Source organism: Streptomyces hazeniae (genome assembly GCF_031845485.1).
Classification (GTDB): Bacteria; Actinomycetota; Actinomycetes; order Streptomycetales; family Streptomycetaceae; genus Streptomyces; species Streptomyces hazeniae.
This window is the reverse complement of sequence record NZ_JAVREQ010000004.1, coordinates 175,330-193,288: the sequence shown is the minus strand read 5'-3', so window position 1 is coordinate 193,288 and position 17,959 is coordinate 175,330. Positions and strand designations below refer to the sequence as shown.

The following is a 17,959-nucleotide window of genomic DNA, read 5'->3' as shown; positions in this document are numbered from 1 at the left end:
GCGCCGGGGGAGGCGCGGGAGCGCGAGGTGCGGGAAACGCGGGATGGAGCGCGGTCCGTGCGGCGGTGCGCGGCGGCGTCAGGCCGGCGCGGGGCGCCGGGGGACGGCCGTCAGACGGCTGTGCGACAGAGCATGGCGGCGACGCGGCAGAGGTCGACCGCCCGTCGCTTGGTGAGATCCGCCTGTCGCTTCATGTGCACGATCGTACGGAGGAGCGGGCCGGTCTGTCACCGCTGATCCGGATGGTGAGACGAGATCGTCCGCGACATGAGATGGAGGCGGACGCCGAAACGCCGGGACGCCCGGCGCCACGGGGGCGACGGGCGTCCGCATCCGTTCTGCGGGCGGGGATGTCTCGCTCTGTGGACGAGGGATCCGTCCCCCGGGCGGACGAGGCGGTCAGCCGAGGGGCACGTCCGCGCCGGAGAGGGTGAAGCGCACGCCCCGCTCCGTCACCTCGGCGTCGTCCAGGGCGATGCCGGAGGGCAGCCCGCGCACCCCGGTGGTGAAGTCGATCCGCGACCTGACCTGCGCCTCGGCACCCGGGATCGAGGCGCCCGGCACGGCGTCGGCGTGCAGCTCCAGCTCGTCGCCGTTCACCTCGACGGTGCTGTAGATCGCCTCGGGAAGCTTCAGCTCCTGCCCGAAGATCTCGATGCCGACCTTGACCTTCACCTGGTTGCGGGCCGCCCGGTCCGCTCCGGCGTACGACACCTTCACGCCGGGGGGCGCTATGGCGTTGAGGTCGGCGTACGAGATCGACGCGCTGCCGGTGGCCCGCGCGGCGGTCCCGGTGTCGTAGCCCTCCCCGAGCCGGACGTCGGTCAGGGTGGCCTGCATCTGGGTCACGGTGATCTCGCGGTCCCCGGCCTCCGCCGTCATGCCGGTCAGCTCGACGTCCACCTCGTCGAGGTTCCGGTCCAGCACCTGGGTGAGGAAGGGGAAACCGCGGATGTCGACGCTGGTCGACTCGGCGCCGGACAGGCCCTCGGCGGACCTGATCCGGTCGGCCGCCTCCTGCTCGGCGAGGTGCACCGCCAGCCGGTCCGCCCCGATGAAGAGGCCGGCCAGCACGAGCAGGATCACGAGTGTGCGACGTGTGGCGCGCATGCGGGCATCCCCCAGGGCAGGTGTTCGACTCCGGGGGAGCCTAACGTGCGTTCGGTCGGATCCGGATGAGAGCGCGGTGAGCACTCAGCCGAGGGCGAGGCCGAGCCCGTACACCGCCGGGGCGGCGAGCGCGAGCGGCAGCGCGACACCGGCCGTCATGTGCACGAACCGGGAGGGGAAGTCGTAGCTCGCGGTCCGCAGCCCGGTCAGCGCGCACACGCCCGCCGCCAGGCCGACGCCCGCGGCGTGCAGGCCGGACGCGTCGAAGGCGGCCCCGGCCCGCACGGCGGCGAACCCGGCCCCGGCGGCGGCCGCGAGGGCGAGCGCCGGGGAGACGTACGGCGGCAGCGGCAGCGCGCGGACCAGCGTCGCGGCGGCGATCCCGGCCGCGGCCACGGCGACGAGCGCGGCGGCTTCCGGGGCGGTTCCCGAGCCGCCGTCGGTGGCGGACTCCGCGGTGGCGAGTGCGGCCATCCAGCCGCCCGCGACCACCGTCAGCGCGGTCGAGGTGAGCGCGACCGTCAGGGCGTAGAGGCGCTCGTCGGGGGCGGAGCGGTTGCGCAGGTGCAGCACCAGGTTCAGCACGAAGAACGCGCCGAGCGTCGCCGCCAGGGCCGTCGGCACGTGGGCCTCCCCGGCCAGCAGCATCGCCGCATCGGCGGCGACGCCCGCGAGGAACGCGAGCGCGATGCCCTGCCGGGCGGGCCACATCCCGTTCAGCCGGAACCAGCCGGCCGCCGTCACGGCCTGGAGCACCACCACGGCGACGGCGAAGGCCGGCAGCGGCAGCCGGGCCGCGCCGGCGAGCAGGCCGGCGAGGACGGTGGTGAGCAGGGCCGGGAGGAGGCCTGGCGCGATGATCGGGCTGCGTCTGCGCGAACGGCGTCCCCCGGCCGCCGTGCCGCCGCCGTCGGCCGGTTCCCGCGCCGGTCCGTCCGGCGCGGACGCCGGGCCGGGCGCGCCCGGGGGCGCAGGCGCCCGGCGGGGGGTGTGCGGGGACGCGGCGCGCGGGGACGCGGCGTGGGGGGCTGCGGCGGGCGGCGGCTCGGCCGCGGGCCGCTCCGGGGGCAGCGGGCCGGGCGAGGGATGCGGGCGGGCGCCGGTCACCGGGCACCCCCGGCGAACGGCGGGAGCACCTCGACGGTGCCGCCGTCGGTCAGCTCCACCGCACCGTGCGGGCGGCGGCCCACGGCGGTGCCGTCCACGAGGAAGGAACAGCGCCCGAGCACGCGGTCGAAGTCCGGCCGCCCGGCGTGGCGGACGCGAGCGGCGTCGAGGGCCTCGCCGAGCGTGTGGGCCTCGTACGCTTCCTCGGCGTGTCCGGCCGCGGCCTTGGCCGCAGCCCAGTAGCGGATGGTTCCGCGAGCCATCGTGGTTCGTCCCTCTCGCCGGCCGACTGCGTGTCGCCGGTGTGGTCGGTGTGGCAGGTGTCGTCGGTGCGCCCTCCATGATGGCCCCCGCGCGGCGCTCCCCGTACCCTCCCTGCCCGCGGCGCCGTGCCTGCCGCCCGACGGCCGGAGGTCTCAGGCCGCGAGGGCGCCGGTGGCCCAGCGGGCGATCCGGTGCAGCAGGTCGTCCGGCGCGGCGTTCTCCGCGTGTCCGAAACCGTGCTCCACCCACAACTCCGTGCACCGCGGATCGGCTGCCCGTACCAGCCCGAGCGGATGGTCCAGCGGGAAGTACGCGTCCCGGTCGCCGTGCACGACGAGCAGCGGCGTCGGCGCGATCTTCGGCGCGACCTGCGTGGGGGACGGCGGCACCGGGTCCCAGTCCTCGGTGTGCACCCGGGTCCGCAGGCCCCAGCGGGAGACCAGCCGCCCCACCGGCCGCTGGACCACCCAGTGCAGCCGCCGCATCGGGGCGGTGCCCCGGTAGTACCAGCGTGCGGGCGCGCTCACCGCGACCACCGCGTCCGTACGCTCCGCCGCGTCCTCGCACAGCGCCGCGTGCCGCAGGGCCACCGAGCCGCCCATGGAGAAGCCCACCGTCGCCACGGACCGGTGTCCCCTCTCCCGGGCCCAGCGGACCGCCGCCGCCAGGTCCAGCACCTCGCGGTCACCCACGGTCGAACGCCCGCCGGACCGCCCGTGCCCGCGGAAGGAGAAGGTCACCACCGCCGTGTGCCGGGCGAAGGCACCCGCCGCCCGGCGCAGCGCCGGGCGGTCCAGCGCCCCGGTGAACCCGTGCGCGACCACGATCACCGGAACGGCCGAAACCGCCGCGTCGCCGCCGCCGGACCAGGGCGTGTACGCCGCCTCCAGCGGCACCCCGTCCGCGGCCCGCAGCACCGTACGCCGGGCCTGGTCCACGGCCTTCGCGTCACCGTCGGCGACCGGCGGGTGACCAAGGCGAGCCAACTCACACTCCGATTCCCTGCTCATGTGGGCTATTCTGCTGGGAGAGGACTCGGGCAGCGCCGCCCCCGGGTCCTTTCGTGCTTTCGGCAGCCGTACGACCGGCCGTACGACGACGTACGACGGGCATGTGTTCCCCAGGCCCCACCGGGACCGAAGGAAGGACGACCGACGTCATGGGCAAGCGAGACGGAACCAGCCACCATACGAACCCCGGGCAGCGGGAGGTGGCCGCATGAGCTCCCTGCTGTTGCTCACCAACGCCCTCCAGCCCTCCGCCGAAGTCCTTCCCGCCCTGGGCCTGCTCCTGCACAACGTGCGGGTCGCCCCCGCCTCCGGGCCCGCCCTGGTCGACACCCCGGGCGCGGACGTGATCCTGGTCGACGGCCGGCGCGACCTGCCGCAGGTCAAGTCGCTGTGCCAGCTCCTGCGCTCCACGGGCCCCGGTTCGCCCGTGCTGCTGATCGTGACCGAGGGCGGTCTCGCCGCGGTCACCGCCGACTGGGGTGTGGACGACGTCGTCCTCGACACCGCCGGGCCGGCCGAGGTCGAGGCCCGGCTGAGGCTGGCCACCGGCCGGCTCAGCGCGACCGCCGACGACAGCCCGATGGAGATCCGCAACGGCGACCTGTCGGTGGACGAGGCGACGTACAGCGCGAAGCTCAAGGGACGGGTCCTCGACCTGACCTTCAAGGAGTTCGAGCTGCTGAAGTACCTCGCCCAGCACCCGGGCCGGGTCTTCACCCGCGCCCAGCTCCTCCAGGAGGTCTGGGGCTACGACTACTTCGGCGGCACACGCACCGTCGACGTGCACGTGCGGCGTCTGCGGGCGAAGCTCGGCCCCGAGCACGAGTCCCTGATCGGCACCGTCCGCAACGTCGGCTACCGCTTCGTCTCCCCCGAGAAGGGCGAGAGGTCGGCTGCCGCGAAGAAGGCGAAGGCCGAGGCCAGGGCGGTGACCGACGAGGCCGAGGAGGTCGCGAAGCGGGCGGCCGGCGACGCCCCGGGCTCCGGCGCCGACGGGGACTCCGGCGGCGCCTCCGGTGACGTTCGTCGCACCGGCACGCGGTCTGCCAAGGGCTGAGCCATCGCACGTAGACTGACCGCCGTGGCCAAGGTGACGCGCGACGACGTGGCAAGACTGGCGGGTACCTCGACCGCGGTGGTCAGCTATGTGATCAACAACGGACCGCGTCCGGTGGCGCCGGCCACCAAGGAACGGGTGCTGGCGGCGATCAAGGAGCTCGGCTACCGGCCCGACCGTGTCGCCCAGGCCATGGCCTCCCGTCGCACCGACCTCATAGGTCTCATCGTTCCCGACGCCCGGCAGCCCTTCTTCGCGGAGATGGCGCACGCCGTCGAGCAGGCCGCCGCCGAGCGCGGAAAGATGGTCCTCGTCGGCAACTCCGACTACCTCGACGAGCGCGAGGTCCACTACCTGCGGGCGTTCCTCGGCATGCGGGTCTCCGGCCTGATCCTCATCAGTTCCGGCCCGTCCGAACACGCCGCCACCGAGATCGACGCCTGGGACGCGCGGGTGGTGCTGCTGCACCGCCGCCCCGAGGCGATCGACGACGTGGCCGTCGTCCTCGACGACGTCGGCGGCGCGCAGCTGGCCACCCGCCACCTGCTGGAGCACGGCCACGACTACGTCGCCTGCCTCGGCGGCGTGGACTCCACGCCCGAGAGCGGCGACCCCGTCACCGACCACGTCGAAGGCTGGTCGCGGGCGATGCGGGAGGCCGGGCGCTCCGTGGAGGGACGCCTGTTCAAGGCGCCGTACAACCGCTACGACACCTACCTGCTCGCGCTCGACCTGCTCAGCGGCCCGGACCGGCCGCCCGCGGTGTTCTGCTCCACCGACGACCAGGCCTTGGGCGTGCTGCGCGCCGCCCGCGAACTCGGCATCGACGTGCCGCGCGAACTGGCCGTCGCCGGGTTCGACGACGTGAAGGAGGCGGGCCTGTCCGACCCGCCGCTCACCACGGTCGGCTCGGACCGCGAGTCGATGGCGCGCGCGGCGGTCGACCTGGTGCTGGACGACGGCCTGCGCGTGGCCGGCTCGCGTCGCGAACGCGTCCGCCTCTTCCCCTCCGGCCTCGTCGTCCGCCACAGCTGCGGCTGCGTGTAGCGGAGCGCCGGTGCCCGGGCGGCAGTGATCCCGCCGGTCGACCCTTACGCCGCCTGCCGCTCGATGAGGCCGTGCAGCAGGGCGGCGATCGCCGGGGACGGGTTCCATCCCGGGGTGGGCCCGGCGACCTGTGAGGCGAGCAGCCCGTCCATGAACACCAGCAGCATGTCCAGGTCGCCCTCCGGGTGCCGTGAGCCGAGCTCGGCGAGCAGGGGACTCAGCCACGCGTTGACGCCGCTGCGGGCGGAACGCAGCTCGGCGCGCAGCCCCGGCGACGTCGCGACGTGGGCGAAGACGGCCTGGCGTGCCATCGTCAGCGTCCGCTCGGGGCCCGCCAGGATCTGGAGCAGGCGTCCCATCCGGTCGGCGAAGCCCTCGATGGTCGAGGCTCCCGGCACCACGGGGAGCAGGGCCCACACGGCGTTCTCCCGCTCGAGCACGCGTCGGAGCACGGCCCCGAGCAGCTCGTCGCGGGTCCGGTACAGGTGCGACGTGCTGCCCTCGGGGACTCCCGCCCGGGCGTCGACCTCCTGGTGCGTCAGGCTCTGCATGCCGCCGGCGGCGAGGACCTCGATCGCCGCGTCCAGAAGGAGCACTTCGCCATGTTCCATGCATTCATGCTACGAAAAACGGCACTCGTGCGGGTGTGCGAGGGGCTGTACGGGTGGCGGGGGCGTTCCCGGGCCGCGGCGGCCCTGCAGGCGGTTGACCTGAACTTCAGTTGAAGTTGCACTCTCGTGTGCGTCGCCCGACCGACCGGTCCCGCCGCCGAGCAGGACCCCGACGTGCCCCGGAGGCCTCACGTGTCCGCAACCGTCCGCACCGCCCCGTCCGCCGTTTCCCATCCCGCCGCCGCTTCCCGCTCCGCCGCCGCAGCTCCCGAGCCTCACGCGCTGCGGCTCGCGGTGATCGTCGGCAGTGTCCGCGAGGGCCGCTTCGGGCCGGTCGTCGCCGAGTGGTTCGCCCGCGAGGCCGAGCGGATCGGCGGCTTCGCGACGGTCGACGTCGTCGACCTGGCGGACCACCGGCTGCCGCTGGTCTTCCCCGGCTCCGCCGGGGAGACCGACGCGGAGACGGCCCGCATCTCCGCCGCCCTGTCCCAGCGCCTGCACGCCGCCGACGCCTTCGTCGTCGTCACCCCGGAGTACAACCACAGCTTCCCGGCGTCGCTGAAGAACGCCCTCGACTGGTTCCACACCGAATGGCAGGCCAAGCCGGTCGGCTTCGTCTCCTACGGCGGGGTGAGCGGCGGTCTGCGCGCCGTCGAGCAGCTGCGGCAGATCTTCGCCGAGCTGCACGCCGTCACCGTCCGCGACGGGCTCAGCTTCCACAGCGCCTGGGAGCGCTTCGACGCCGACGGCCTCCCGCGCGACACCGAGGGCACCTCCGCGGCGGCCGCCGCCATGCTCCGGCAGCTCCGGTGGTGGGCCGACGCGCTGCACGCGGCGCGCGCCCGCGCGCCGTACGGACGCCAGGGCTGACAGGCGACCGCCCCGCGCCGGAGAGGTCCGGGGCGGGGCGGCCGGTGCTGCGGGTGGAGCGGGTGCTGCGGGTGCGCTCAGCGCGCGCGGGTCACTCGACGACGGTGATCCGGTCGGCGGCCGGAGCCTGGAACGGTTCGCTCTCGGACGAGTTGGCGGTCATGTAGTCCACCAGCACGTCCAGGTCGTTCCCGCCGACGTACGGGTTCGCGCCCTCCGCGAGGGTCGGGAAGCCGTCGCCGCCGCCGGCCAGGAAGTTGTTCACCGCCACGCGGTAAGTGGCGTCCTCCTGGATCGCCTCGCCGTTCAGCCGCACCGAGTCGGCGACCACGCGGTCCGCGCCGGAGCGCGTCAGGTCGAGGGTGTAGGTGAAGCCCTCCGACACCTGGAGCACCTTCGGCGACTCGGCGTTGTCCCCGCTGACCTGCTCGCGCAGCACCTGGAGGAGCTGGGCGCCGGTCAGGTCGATCATGTTCACCGTGTTGGCGAACGGCTGGACGGTGAAGCCCTCGGCGTACGTCACCACGCCGTCGCCCTCACTGCCGGAGGCCCCGTGGACGAGGTCGGAGCGGATGCCGCCGGGGTTCATCAGCGCCAGGTCCGCCTCGGCGTCCAGACCCTGGGCGTGCGCGAGCTGCGCGTCGGCGATCAGGTCGCCGAGCGGCGACTCCGGCGTGCTCGCGCCGCGGCCCGGGATGTCCTCGCCGATCCAGCCGACCGGGCGGTTCGCGACCGGTGCGGCCAGCTCGTTCCACCGGCCGATGAGCCGCGTCAGGTCGCGCGCCTTGGGCTGCTCACGGCTCACCACGTGGTTCGCGGAGTCGACGCTGGTGCGCACGATGTCGCGGGTGCGGCGGTCGTAGGTCAGCGTCGTGTCGGTGAACAGCCGGCCGTACGAGGCGGCCGAGGTCACCGTGCGCGGGGCGCCCTTCGGGTCCGGGATCGTGCACGCGTACGCCTCGTGGGTGTGTCCCGTGACGAAGGCGTCGACCATGGGCGTCGTGTTCTTCGCGATCTCGGCGATCGGACCGGAGATGCCGTCGCCCGGTCCGGGGCTGTCGCAGTCGTAGTTGTACGCGTCGCCGGCCGGGGCGCCGCCTTCGTGCACGAGCGCGACCACGGCGTTCACACCGCGCCGCTTCAGCTTCTTCGCGTACCGGTCGATGGTCTCGACCTCGTCGTGGAACTCCAGGCCCTTCACGCCCTCGGCCGAGACGATGTCCGGGGTGCCCTCGAGGGTGACGCCGATGAAGCCGATCCGCACCCCGCGGTGCTTCCAGATCGTGTACGGCTCCAGGACCTGGCGGCCGGTGTCCTCGTCGGTCACGTTCGCGGCCAGGTACGGGAAGTCGGCGCCACGGTAGCGGCGGCCGTCGACGTAGCAGCCCTCCTCCGGGTGGCAGCCGCCGTCCTGGAGGCGCGTCAGCTCGGCGATGCCCTCGTCGAACTCGTGGTTGCCGACGGAGGTGACGTCGAGGTCCAGCTTGTTCATGGCCTCCACGGTCGGCTCGTCGTGGAACAGCCCCGACAGCAGCGGGCTCGCCCCCACCAGGTCGCCGGCCGCCGCAGTCACCGAGTAGCGATGTCCCTCGCGGGCGTCGCGCAGGCTGGAGGCCAGGTACTCCACGCCGCCGGCCGGGATCTCCTTCGTGGTGCCGTCCGGCTGGAGTTCGGTCACCTCGCCGGAAGAGCCCTGCGGCGGCTCCAGGTTGCCGTGGAAGTCGTTGAAGGACAGCAACTGCACGTCGACCGTGCGGCCGTGGTGACCGCCGTGACCGTGGCCGCGGTCCGCGTCGCGGCCGTCGGGGTTCGCGGACGCCGGGATCGCGGTGGCCAGCAGGCCGGCCGCGACGGCGAACGCGGCGCCCGCCGCGGCGACTCGTCTGCGGCGGGCTCGTGGGGAGGTATTCGCTGCCATCGTGCTGGGTCCCCCTCTGGGATGGGTGGGCAGGCGGAGGCAGCCTACGGTGACGCGCGTAGCGTGTCAGCGGTCGGGACGGTGACGACTCGGTACCGCCGAGGAACCCCCAGGTGGCGGCGTGTTGTCCTAGGCTCTTCCCCCATGAGCGACGTGGTTGTTGTGGACGAGGTCTCGACGGAGGTCGTACGGGAGGCGCAGGACCTGATCGACGCCGCGGCCGTCACCGACGGCCAGCCGGCCGTCTCGGAACAGGGCCGCCTGCAGCTGCGCGGGGGACGCCGCACCGGCGTACGGCATCTGCTGCTGCGCCACGAGGGCACGCTGGTCGGCTACGCCCAACTCGAGGACACCGACCCGGTCGAGGCGCCCGCCGGCGAACTCGTCGTGCACCCCGCCCACCGGGGGCGCGGCTACGGCCGCAAGCTCGGCCAGGCCCTCCTGGACGTCTCCGGCAAGCGGCTCCGCCTGTGGGCCCACGGTGGCCACCCGGCCGCCCGCCACCTCGCACAGCTCCTCGGCCTCACCCTCTTCCGCGAACTGCGGCAGATGCGCTGCCCGCTCGGCGCGTTCGAGCGCGCCGAGCCCGCCTTCCCGGAGGGCGTGACCGTCCGCACGTTCCAGCCCGGCACCGACGACGAGGACTGGCTCGCGCTGAACGCCGCCGCGTTCGCCCACCACCCCGAGCAGGGCGGCCTGACCCGGCGCGACCTCGACGACCGCAAGGGCGAACCGTGGTTCGACCCGCACGGCTTCTTCCTCGCGGTACGCGGCGACCGGCTGGTCGGCTTCCACTGGACCAAGGTGCACAGCGCGGAACAGCTGGGCGAGGTGTACGTGGTCGGCGTCGCCCCCGACGCACAGGGCTCCGGCCTCGGCCGCGCCCTCACCTCCCTCGGCCTGCGCCACCTGGCCCGAGACCGCGGCCTCCCCACGGCCATGCTGTACGTCGACGCCGACAACGGGCCCGCCGTCGCGGTCTACGAACGCCTCGGCTTCCGCACCCACGAGACGGACCTGATGTACCGCACGGAGTCCTGACCGCAGGCCGGGACGGCCGGGGGCGTCCGGGGCGCCCCGTAGGTGTCCGGCCTAGCGCGCCACGCGGTAGCGGAGGTAGACGACGTTGGCACCGAAGGTGCGGGTCTCCAGGAGTTCGAGGTCCACCCGGCGCTCGTGCCGGGGGAAGAACGGAATGCCGCCGCCGACCAGCACCGGGCAGACCATCACCCGGTATTCGTCGATCAGGTCCGAGGCGGCCGCTTCGGCGGCCAGGGTCGCGCCGCCGATCGCGACCTCGCCCTCCCCGGGCTCGGCCCGCAACCGCCCGATCTCCTCCGCCAGGCCGCCGGAGACCAGGCGGGCGTTGCCCTCCACCGACGACAGCGTGCGGGAGAACACCACCTTGGGCAGCGGCTTCCAGAGCGCGGTCCACTCGCGCGTCGGTGCGTCCAGCGAGGGATCCTCGTCGGCGGTCTCCCAGTACAGCATCGTCTCGTACAGCCGCCGTCCCATCACGTGGACGCCGACCCCCCGGATGTCGTCGATCCAGAAGCGGAAGACCTCCTCGTCGGGGCCGGTCCAGTCGAAGTCGCCGTCCGGCCCGACGATGTAGCCGTCGAGCGAGACGCTCATCGAAAAGGTCACCTTGCGCATGGGAAGGCCTCCTTCGTCACGGGTTCGACAGTACGACCGCCGACGGCCGCGGGACTCATCGCGGCGCGCGGGACCCGGCCGTACGGAGGACGCGGCTCCGGCGCCGGGAGTGGCCGGAGGGCGCCGCGCGCGGCGGGGGCATGTCGGCTGGGGGCCACGTGCGCGTAACCGGCGATTCACGCACGCTTGCGAGCATCGCGGAATGCAGCACGCCGCCCGCTCCCGTCGCCGCGCCGGTGCTCCGGCCCCGGTGCCGGCCGCCGCCGCGCCCGCCACGGTGCCGGCCGCCGCCGCGCCCGCCCCGGGGCGCACGCGGAACAATGGGGGCATGAGTGAGCCAGCCGCCGCAGGACCAGGACGCCCGCACCCGCCGCACACCGCGGCCGCCGCACGGCGCGGCGACACCGTCGAGGCGCCGCTCACCGGCGGGGCCGCTGCGACGCAGCCCACCGCGCCCGCCCCGCAACCCTCCGTCGGCTCCATCGCCGCGCACCGCCCGCACGCCGTGGGCCTCAGCGGTCCCGCCCTCGACCCGGACCTCGACTCCGACCCGGACTCCTACGAGCCGGGCCACGGCCCGGACGCCGAGGCGCCGGACCTGCCCGCGGACCGCTTCCTGGATCGCGAGCGCAGCTGGCTGGCCTTCAACGAGCGGGTCCTGGAGCTCGCCGAGGACCCGGAGACCCCCCTCCTCGAACGGGCCAACTTCCTGGCGATCTTCGCCGGGAACCTCGACGAGTTCTTCATGGTCCGCGTCGCCGGCCTCAAGCGCCGCATCGCGACCGGCGTGGCGACCCGTTCCGCCTCCGGGCTCCAGCCACGCGAAGTGCTGGAGGGCATCTGGACCCGGTCCCGCGAGCTGATGGCCCGGCACGCGGCCTGCTTCCAGCAGGACATCGCCCCGGCCCTCGCCGACGAGGGCCTGCACCTGATCCGCTGGCCGGACCTGACGGAGAAGGAGCAGGCCCGCCTGTTCACCCTCTTCCGCCAGCAGATCTACCCCGTGCTGACCCCGCTCGCCGTCGACCCGGCGCACCCCTTCCCGTACATCTCGGGACTGTCCCTGAACCTCGCCGTCGTCGTCCGCAACCCGGTCAGCGGCCACAACCACTTCGCCCGGGTGAAGGTCCCGCCGCTCCTCTCCCGCTTCCTGGAGGCGGGACCGCAGCGGTACGTCCCCCTCGAAGACGTGATCGCCGCGCATCTGGAGGAGCTCTTCCCGGGCATGGAGGTCCTCGCCCACCACATGTTCCGCGTCACCCGCAACGAGGACCTGGAGGTCGAGGAGGACGACGCGGAGAACCTGCTCCAGGCGCTGGAGAAGGAGCTGATGCGGCGGCGCTTCGGGCCGCCCGTCAGGCTGGAGGTCGAGGAGTCCATCGACCCGTACGTGCTCGACCTCCTCGTCCGCGAGCTGAAGGTGAGCGAGGCCGAGGTGTACCCGCTGCCCGGCCCGCTGGACCTCACCGGGCTGGGCGGAGTCGCCGCCACGATGGAGCGGCCTGACCTGAAGTACCGCAAGTTCGTCGCCGGCACGCACCGCGACCTGGCCGAGGTGGAGTCCGCGTCCGCCCCCGACGTGTTCGCGGCCCTCCGGGAGCGCGACGTCCTGCTGCACCACCCGTACGACTCCTTCTCCACCTCCGTGCAGGCGTTCCTGGAGCAGGCCGCTGCCGACCCGGACGTGCTCGCGATCAAGCAGACGCTGTACCGCACGTCGGGCGACTCCCCGATAGTGGACGCCCTGATCGACGCCGCCGAGTCCGGCAAGCAGGTCCTCGTCCTCGTGGAGCTGAAGGCCCGCTTCGACGAGCAGGCCAACATCAAGTGGGCGCGCAAGCTGGAGGAGGCAGGCTGCCACGTCGTCTACGGACTGGTCGGTCTGAAGACCCACTGCAAGCTGTCACTCGTCGTCCGCCAGGAGGGCGAGACACTGCGCCGCTACGCGCACGTCGGCACCGGCAACTACCACCCCAAGACGGCCCGCCTGTACGAGGACCTGGGCCTGCTGACCGCCGACCCGCAGGTCGGCGCGGACCTCTCCGACCTCTTCAACCGCCTCAGCGGCTACTCGCGCCGCGCCACCTACCGGCGGCTGCTGGTCGCCCCGCTCTCGCTGCGCGACGGCCTGGTCTCCCGCGTCCACCGGGAGATCGCCCACCACGAGGCCGGGCAGCCCACCGGTATCAGGATCAAGGTCAACTCGATGGTCGACGAGACCGTGATCGACGCGCTGTACCGCGCCTCGCAGGCGGGTGTGCCGGTGGACGTGTGGGTGCGCGGCATCTGCGCCCTGCGGCCCGGCGTGCCCGGGCTGAGCGACCGGATACGCGTGCGCAGCGTGCTCGGACGGTTCCTCGAACACTCCCGCGTGTTCGCCTTCGAGAACGGTGGCGAGCCGGAGGTGTGGCTCGGCAGCGCCGACATGATGCACCGCAACCTCGACCGGCGCATCGAGGCCATGGTGCGGGTCACCGACCCCGGCCACCGGGCCTCGCTGACGCGGCTGCTGGACAGCGGCACGGCGGACGGCACCGCGTCCTGGCACCTCGGCGCCGACGGGGAATGGACGCGGGTCGCCCACGACGGCGAGGGACAGCCGCTGCGCAACATCCAGGAAATGCTCATCGACGCGCGGAGACGGCGACGTGCCCCGACGACCTGACCGTCCGCCGCTCCGCCCCCTCGACGGGGGCGGCACAACGGCGCGCAGGACGTCGCCCGCCCCGCGCCACCAGGGGGGAACGCCGTGACCACCGGACGACGCGCCGACGTCCGCGCCACCGAACGCCCGCGCCCGCCGCGGCGCCGCGCCGGGCAGACGCCGCCGGAACCCGCCGCCCGCCGTGCGGCCCCGGCCGCTCCGCCGACGGCACCGGAACGGGCAGGTGCGGAGCCGGGAGCGCCCTCGGGCCAGGACCCGCTCGGCGACTACCTCCAGGCCCGGGCCGCCGCGTTCCTGCGCACCCTGCGCGACCACCGGGAGGCCGCCGCCCACGCCGAGACCGCCGCCGAAGCGGCCGAGGCCGTGCGCCGGCTGCGCCGCTCCTCCCGCCGCATCGGCGCCACGCTGCACACCTTCCGCCCGCTGCTCGACCCCGCCTGGGCCGAACAGCTCCGCACCGAACTGAGCTGGCTGTCCGGCACCCTGGCGCGCGAGTACGCCTACGGTGACCGGCTCGACCGACTGCTCGCCGCGCTGCACCGCCTCGCCCACGACGGGGGCGCGATGACGCCCGTGCCGCCCCCGGCCGGCACGCGGAGGGGCACGGCGGGGGAGGGGCGCGACCGGCGCGACGAGGCCCTTCCCGCGGGGGTCGCCCGCGCCGGAGCCCTGCTCGACCGCCGGCTCACCCTGGCCCGTACGCGCGCCCACTCCGCCGCGCTCCAGGCCCTCGGCTCCTCCCGCTTCCACGCCCTCGCGGACACCCTCGCCGTGCTGGCCTCCGAACCGCCCGAGACCCGCACACCCGAGCCGGGCGAGGATCCGGCCCTCGGCGCGTACGCCGAGCGGGCCCGCCTGCGGCTCCTGGACGCCGTCGACGGACTGCCGCTCGCCCGTTCCGAACACCCCTTCCACGCCGAGGCGCTGGCCCGGGCACTCTCCGCCGAGGTGCAGGGCGACAGCGCCTGGCTGCACGTGCGGCTGCTGCTGCGACTGCACCGCTACGCGCAGGAGGTCGTGGGCCCGGACACGCAGGACCCGGCGCAGGGCGCGGCGCCCGGCACGGCGTACGACGCGGCGCCCGGCACGGCGTACGACGCGGCGCTCGCCGCCGCAGGCCGGGAGCTGGACCGGCACCACGACGCCGCGGAGGCCGCGGCGGCCGCCGCGGCGGCCGGCCGTACCCCGCGCATCGCCCCCGCCACGGCGTACGCCCTCGGCGTGCTGCACGCCGACCAGCGGCACGAGGTGGAGGCCGCCCGTTTCGCCTTCGGCCGCCACTGGACGGCGGCCGAGGACGGCCGTCTGCCGGACGGCCGTTCCGGCCCGGCCGGAGACGCCGTCAGCCGGAGCGGCGGGGCGCGGGGGAGCTCCGCGGCGCGAGGGCGTGCCACCGGACGGTGACCTCGCCGTGCCGCCAGCGGCCCGGCCCGTCGACCAGCGGCCAGTCGTCGGCCAGCGCCTGCACGGCACGCACCCAGCGCTGCCGCGCACTCAGCGCGCCGTACGGTGCCGCGGCCGCCCACGCCCGGTCGAAGTCGCGCAGGAACGCGTACACCGGCTCGCCCGGCACGTTCCGGTGGATCAGCGCCTTGGGCAGCCGTTCGGCCAGGTCGGAGGGCCGGTCCAGACCGGCGAGCCGGGCCGCGAACGTCACCGTGCGCGGGCCCTCCGGCCCGAGCGCCACCCAGACGTGGCGGCGGCCGATCTCGTCGCAGGTCCCCTCGACGAGCAGCCCGCCCGGCGCCAGCCGGGCCGCGAGGCGCTCCCAGGCGCCCCGCACCTCGTCCTCGGCGTACTGGCGCAGCACGTTCGCCGCGCGGATCAGCAGCGGACGCCGCTCCAGCGGCACCTCGAACCCGCCCAGCCGGAAGTCCAGCCCCTCCCGCACGTACGGCCGTGCGGCGGAGACCCGCGCGGGGTCGATCTCCAGGCCCACCACCCGTACGTCCCGGCGCACCCGCTTCAGGCGGGACAGCAGCTCGACCGCCGTCCACGGCGCGGCGCCGTAGCCCAGGTCGACGGCGAGCGGACCCTCCGGCGCGCGCCGCAGCGCGGGCCCGTGCGCGTGGGCGATCCACCGGTCCATCCGGCGCAGCCGGTTCGGGTGCGTCGTGCCCCGCGTCGCCGACCCGACGGGACGTGAGGGGAGCCGGCCGACCATCCCCCGACCCTATCCCGCACCTCCCTGCGGCCTTCCGGCTCGGGAGGCCGCAGGGAGGGGCGGGACCGGCTCCCGGTCCGCCGCGCCCGGTGGCGTGCGTCCCACTCCGCGTGGACTGCGGCGAACGGCGCTTCGCTCTGCCCACGGGGTGCGCGGCGCCCCCGCCGCAGCCGACCCGCCGGGGAACCGTGCCCGCGCCCCGGTCATCCACGCCCGCGTGGACTCGGCGCCGGCGAGCCGCCGTGCGCAACCGCCGGGCCGGGCCCCGAGCGCACCCCGCGAGCAGGGTGACGGCGTGCCCCGGCGCGCCGTGCACGCAGGCGAGGTGAGGGATCCCGCCCCAGCGGGCACCCGGCGCCGAACGGGTTCTCCGGGCGGGCCCGTGCGGGCACGGTCCGCAGGCCCCGACCGTCACGATTCGGCAAAGTCGAAATGCAGAGCAACGCCCACGGTGTTGTAGCCCTCGCACAACCGCCCACGGAGGAGGCACGCGACGTGAGCCAGTCCCCGTCCCGGCTCGGCGGCGGCCTCCGCCGCCGCACGCGCCCGCACGGTACGACGCCCGGCGGCGTCGCCCCCGGCGGCACCCCGCAGGGCATGCTGCCGTCGCCACGTCACCTTCTGCACCCGCGGCGCCCCCGCCGCATCGCCATGCTGAGCGTGCACACCTCCCCGCTGCACCAGCCCGGCACCGGCGACGCGGGCGGCATGAACGTCTACATCGTCGAACTGGCCCGCCAGCTCGCCGCCGCGGGCATCGAGGTCGAGGTCTTCACGCGCGCCACCACAGGTGCACTCGACCCGACCGTCGAACTCGCCCCCGGCGTCCTCGTCCGCCACATCGACGCCGGTCCGTACGAAGGGCTGGCGAAGGAGGAGCTGCCCGCGCAGCTCTGCGCCTTCACCCACGGCGTGATGCAGGCGTGGGCCGGGCACCGGCCGGGCCACTACGACCTGGTGCACTCCCACTACTGGCTGTCCGGCCACGTCGGCTGGCTGGCCTCGCAGCGCTGGGGCGTCCCCCTGGTGCACACCATGCACACCATGGCCAAGGTCAAGAACGCCTTCCTGGCCGAGGGCGACGCCCCGGAGCCGCCCGCCCGCGTGATCGGCGAGCAGCAGATCGTACGGGCCGCCGACCGGCTCATCGGCAACACCGCCGAAGAGGCCCGCGACCTGGTCCACCACTACGACGCCGACCCGGCGCGCACCGACGTCGTGCACCCCGGCGTGAACCTGGAGACGTTCCGCCCCGCCGACGGGCGGGCCGCGGCCCGTGCCCGGCTCGGGCTGCCGCAGGACGCGCTGGTTCCGCTCTTCGCCGGCCGCATCCAGCCCCTGAAGGCCCCCGACGTCCTGCTGCGCGCCGTCGCCCAGCTGGTCGACGCGGACCCCTCCCTCCGCTCCCGCCTGCTGGTGCCGGTGGTCGGCGGGCCCAGCGGCAGCGGCCTCGCCAAACCCGAACGTCTCCAGAAGCTCGCGGCCCGGCTCGGCATCGCCGACCTGGTCCGGTTCCGCCCGCCGGTCGGGCAGGCGCAGCTGGCCGACTGGTACCGCGCGGCGAGCGTGCTGGTGATGCCGTCGTACAGCGAGTCGTTCGGCCTGGTCGCCTTGGAGGCGCAGGCATGCGGCACGCCGGTGGTCGCCGCGTCCGTCGGCGGCCTCCCCGTGGCCGTGAGCGACCGGGAGAGCGGCTTCCTCGTCCCCGGCCACGACCCGGCCGACTACGCGCGCGCCCTGCGCCGCTTCCTCGACGACGACGCCCTCGGCGCCCGCATGGGCGAGGCAGCCGCCCGCCACGCCGCCGACTTCGGCTGGGACGCGGCGGCCGCCGCCACCGCCGAGACGTACACCGCCGCGCTCCAGTCCCGGCGCCGTCGCCTACGATCACTGCATGGCTGAGCCGACGCCGACGTCACCGACCGCCGTGCTGGAGCAGTCGCTCCGGGACGCCGACATCGACTGGGAGAACCCCTCCGACGGCACCTACGTCGTCACCCTCCCGGGCACCCGCAAACTGTCGACCACCTGCTCCCTCGTCGTCGGACGGCACTCCCTCTCCGTCAACGCCTTCGTGGTGCGCTGCCCAGACGAGAACCACGCCGAGGTGCACCGCTGGCTGCTGGAGCGCAACACCCGCCTCTACGGGGTGAGTTACGCGATCGACAGGCTCGGCGACGTCTACCTCGTCGGCCGCCTCCCGCTCGCCGCCGTCACGCCCGACGAGATCGACCGGCTGCTCGGCACCGTCCTGGAGAACGCCGACGGCTCCTTCAACACCCTCCTGGAGATGGGCTTCGCCGACGCCATCCGCAAGGAGTACGCCTGGCGCACCTCCCGCGGCGAGTCCACCCGCAACCTCGACGCCTTCGCCCACCTCACCCGGGACGCCGACACCACGTCCTGACCCCAGGCGACGCCCGCGTGGCGGGGGCAGCGGGCCTGACACCCCCACACCAGGTCAAACGGGGTGACGCTAC

17 protein-coding genes are annotated in these 17,959 nt (G+C 74.7%); 8 read left to right on the top strand and 9 right to left on the bottom strand.

The annotated features are described in order from the left end of the window. Window positions 1-110 precede the first annotated feature (110 nt). The 5 genes from RM572_RS29740 to RM572_RS07220 all read right to left on the bottom strand — a co-directional run bounded on the left by RM572_RS29740 (window position 111) and on the right by RM572_RS07220 (window position 3,491). Entirely contained in the window at window positions 111-194 is an 84-nt protein-coding gene (locus tag RM572_RS29740; protein WP_368857738.1) for a putative leader peptide, read from the bottom strand. A gap of 205 nt (window positions 195-399) precedes the next feature. Further along, window positions 400-1,110 carry an LmeA family phospholipid-binding protein gene (locus RM572_RS07235; RefSeq protein WP_311672440.1) on the bottom strand — a complete coding sequence of 237 codons (711 nt, stop codon included), beginning with the start codon at window positions 1,108-1,110 and terminating at the stop codon, window positions 400-402. 84 nt (window positions 1,111-1,194) lie between these two features. Then, a complete protein-coding gene (locus RM572_RS07230; protein ID WP_311672439.1) occupies window positions 1,195-2,217 on the bottom strand; it encodes a hypothetical protein in 1,023 nt (340 codons plus the stop codon). Next, window positions 2,214-2,480, bottom strand: coding sequence for a MoaD/ThiS family protein (locus RM572_RS07225; protein ID WP_311672438.1), 267 nt, complete (start codon window positions 2,478-2,480; stop codon window positions 2,214-2,216). Before RM572_RS07225 ends, RM572_RS07230 begins: the two co-directional genes overlap by 4 nt. Before the next feature lie 153 nt (window positions 2,481-2,633). Continuing rightward, a complete protein-coding gene (locus RM572_RS07220; RefSeq protein ID WP_311672437.1) occupies window positions 2,634-3,491 on the bottom strand; it encodes an alpha/beta hydrolase family protein in 858 nt (285 codons plus the stop codon). 208 nt (window positions 3,492-3,699) lie between these two features. Here RM572_RS07220 and RM572_RS07215 point away from each other — a divergent pair, with 208 nt between their 5' ends. After that, on the top strand, window positions 3,700-4,548 hold the full coding sequence (locus RM572_RS07215) for a winged helix-turn-helix transcriptional regulator (RefSeq protein ID WP_311672436.1): 849 nt from the start codon (window positions 3,700-3,702) through the stop codon (window positions 4,546-4,548). A 24-nt stretch (window positions 4,549-4,572) separates the two neighbouring features. Further along, window positions 4,573-5,595 carry a LacI family DNA-binding transcriptional regulator gene (locus RM572_RS07210; protein ID WP_311672435.1) on the top strand — a complete coding sequence of 341 codons (1,023 nt, stop codon included), beginning with the start codon at window positions 4,573-4,575 and terminating at the stop codon, window positions 5,593-5,595. 44 nt (window positions 5,596-5,639) lie between these two features. Here RM572_RS07210 and RM572_RS07205 read toward each other — a convergent pair whose 3' ends face one another. Further along, window positions 5,640-6,206, bottom strand: a complete 567-nt coding sequence (locus RM572_RS07205; protein ID WP_311672434.1) for a TetR/AcrR family transcriptional regulator — start codon at window positions 6,204-6,206, stop codon at window positions 5,640-5,642. 192 nt (window positions 6,207-6,398) lie between these two features. On the opposite strand from RM572_RS07205, the gene RM572_RS07200 reads away from it, so the two are divergent. After that, window positions 6,399-7,076 carry an NADPH-dependent FMN reductase gene (locus RM572_RS07200; RefSeq protein WP_394813540.1) on the top strand — a complete coding sequence of 226 codons (678 nt, stop codon included), beginning with the start codon at window positions 6,399-6,401 and terminating at the stop codon, window positions 7,074-7,076. 91 nt (window positions 7,077-7,167) lie between these two features. Here RM572_RS07200 and RM572_RS07195 read toward each other — a convergent pair whose 3' ends face one another. Beyond that, window positions 7,168-8,994 (bottom strand): bifunctional metallophosphatase/5'-nucleotidase, encoded by a 1,827-nt coding sequence (locus RM572_RS07195; RefSeq protein ID WP_311672433.1) that lies wholly within the window; start codon window positions 8,992-8,994, stop codon window positions 7,168-7,170. A gap of 144 nt (window positions 8,995-9,138) precedes the next feature. Here RM572_RS07195 and mshD point away from each other — a divergent pair, with 144 nt between their 5' ends. Further along, window positions 9,139-10,035, top strand: a complete 897-nt coding sequence (gene mshD / locus RM572_RS07190) for a mycothiol synthase (protein ID WP_311672432.1) — start codon at window positions 9,139-9,141, stop codon at window positions 10,033-10,035. 51 nt (window positions 10,036-10,086) lie between these two features. Here the strand turns inward: mshD and RM572_RS07185 are convergent, their stop codons facing one another. Continuing rightward, window positions 10,087-10,650: a dihydrofolate reductase family protein gene (locus tag RM572_RS07185; protein WP_311672431.1), complete on the bottom strand. Its 564-nt coding sequence runs from the start codon at window positions 10,648-10,650 to the stop codon at window positions 10,087-10,089. 328 nt (window positions 10,651-10,978) lie between these two features. Here RM572_RS07185 and RM572_RS07180 point away from each other — a divergent pair, with 328 nt between their 5' ends. After that, a complete protein-coding gene (locus tag RM572_RS07180; RefSeq protein ID WP_311672430.1) occupies window positions 10,979-13,315 on the top strand; it encodes an RNA degradosome polyphosphate kinase in 2,337 nt (778 codons plus the stop codon). Window positions 13,316-13,399: 84 nt separating this feature from the next. After that, window positions 13,400-14,719: a CHAD domain-containing protein gene (locus RM572_RS07175; protein WP_311672429.1), complete on the top strand. Its 1,320-nt coding sequence runs from the start codon at window positions 13,400-13,402 to the stop codon at window positions 14,717-14,719. Here RM572_RS07175 and RM572_RS07170 read toward each other — a convergent pair. Next, window positions 14,658-15,479, bottom strand: a complete 822-nt coding sequence (locus RM572_RS07170) for a class I SAM-dependent methyltransferase (RefSeq protein ID WP_311672428.1) — start codon at window positions 15,477-15,479, stop codon at window positions 14,658-14,660. The two genes, RM572_RS07175 and RM572_RS07170, sit on opposite strands and share 62 nt — an antisense overlap. A gap of 597 nt (window positions 15,480-16,076) precedes the next feature. Between RM572_RS07170 and mshA the strand changes: the two genes are divergently transcribed. Next, window positions 16,077-17,381 carry a D-inositol-3-phosphate glycosyltransferase gene (mshA, locus tag RM572_RS07165; protein ID WP_311672513.1) on the top strand — a complete coding sequence of 435 codons (1,305 nt, stop codon included), beginning with the start codon at window positions 16,077-16,079 and terminating at the stop codon, window positions 17,379-17,381. Continuing rightward, a complete protein-coding gene (locus tag RM572_RS07160; protein WP_027765664.1) occupies window positions 17,374-17,886 on the top strand; it encodes a type III secretion system chaperone family protein in 513 nt (170 codons plus the stop codon). Before mshA ends, RM572_RS07160 begins: the two co-directional genes overlap by 8 nt. The last annotated feature ends 73 nt before the right edge of the window (window positions 17,887-17,959 follow it).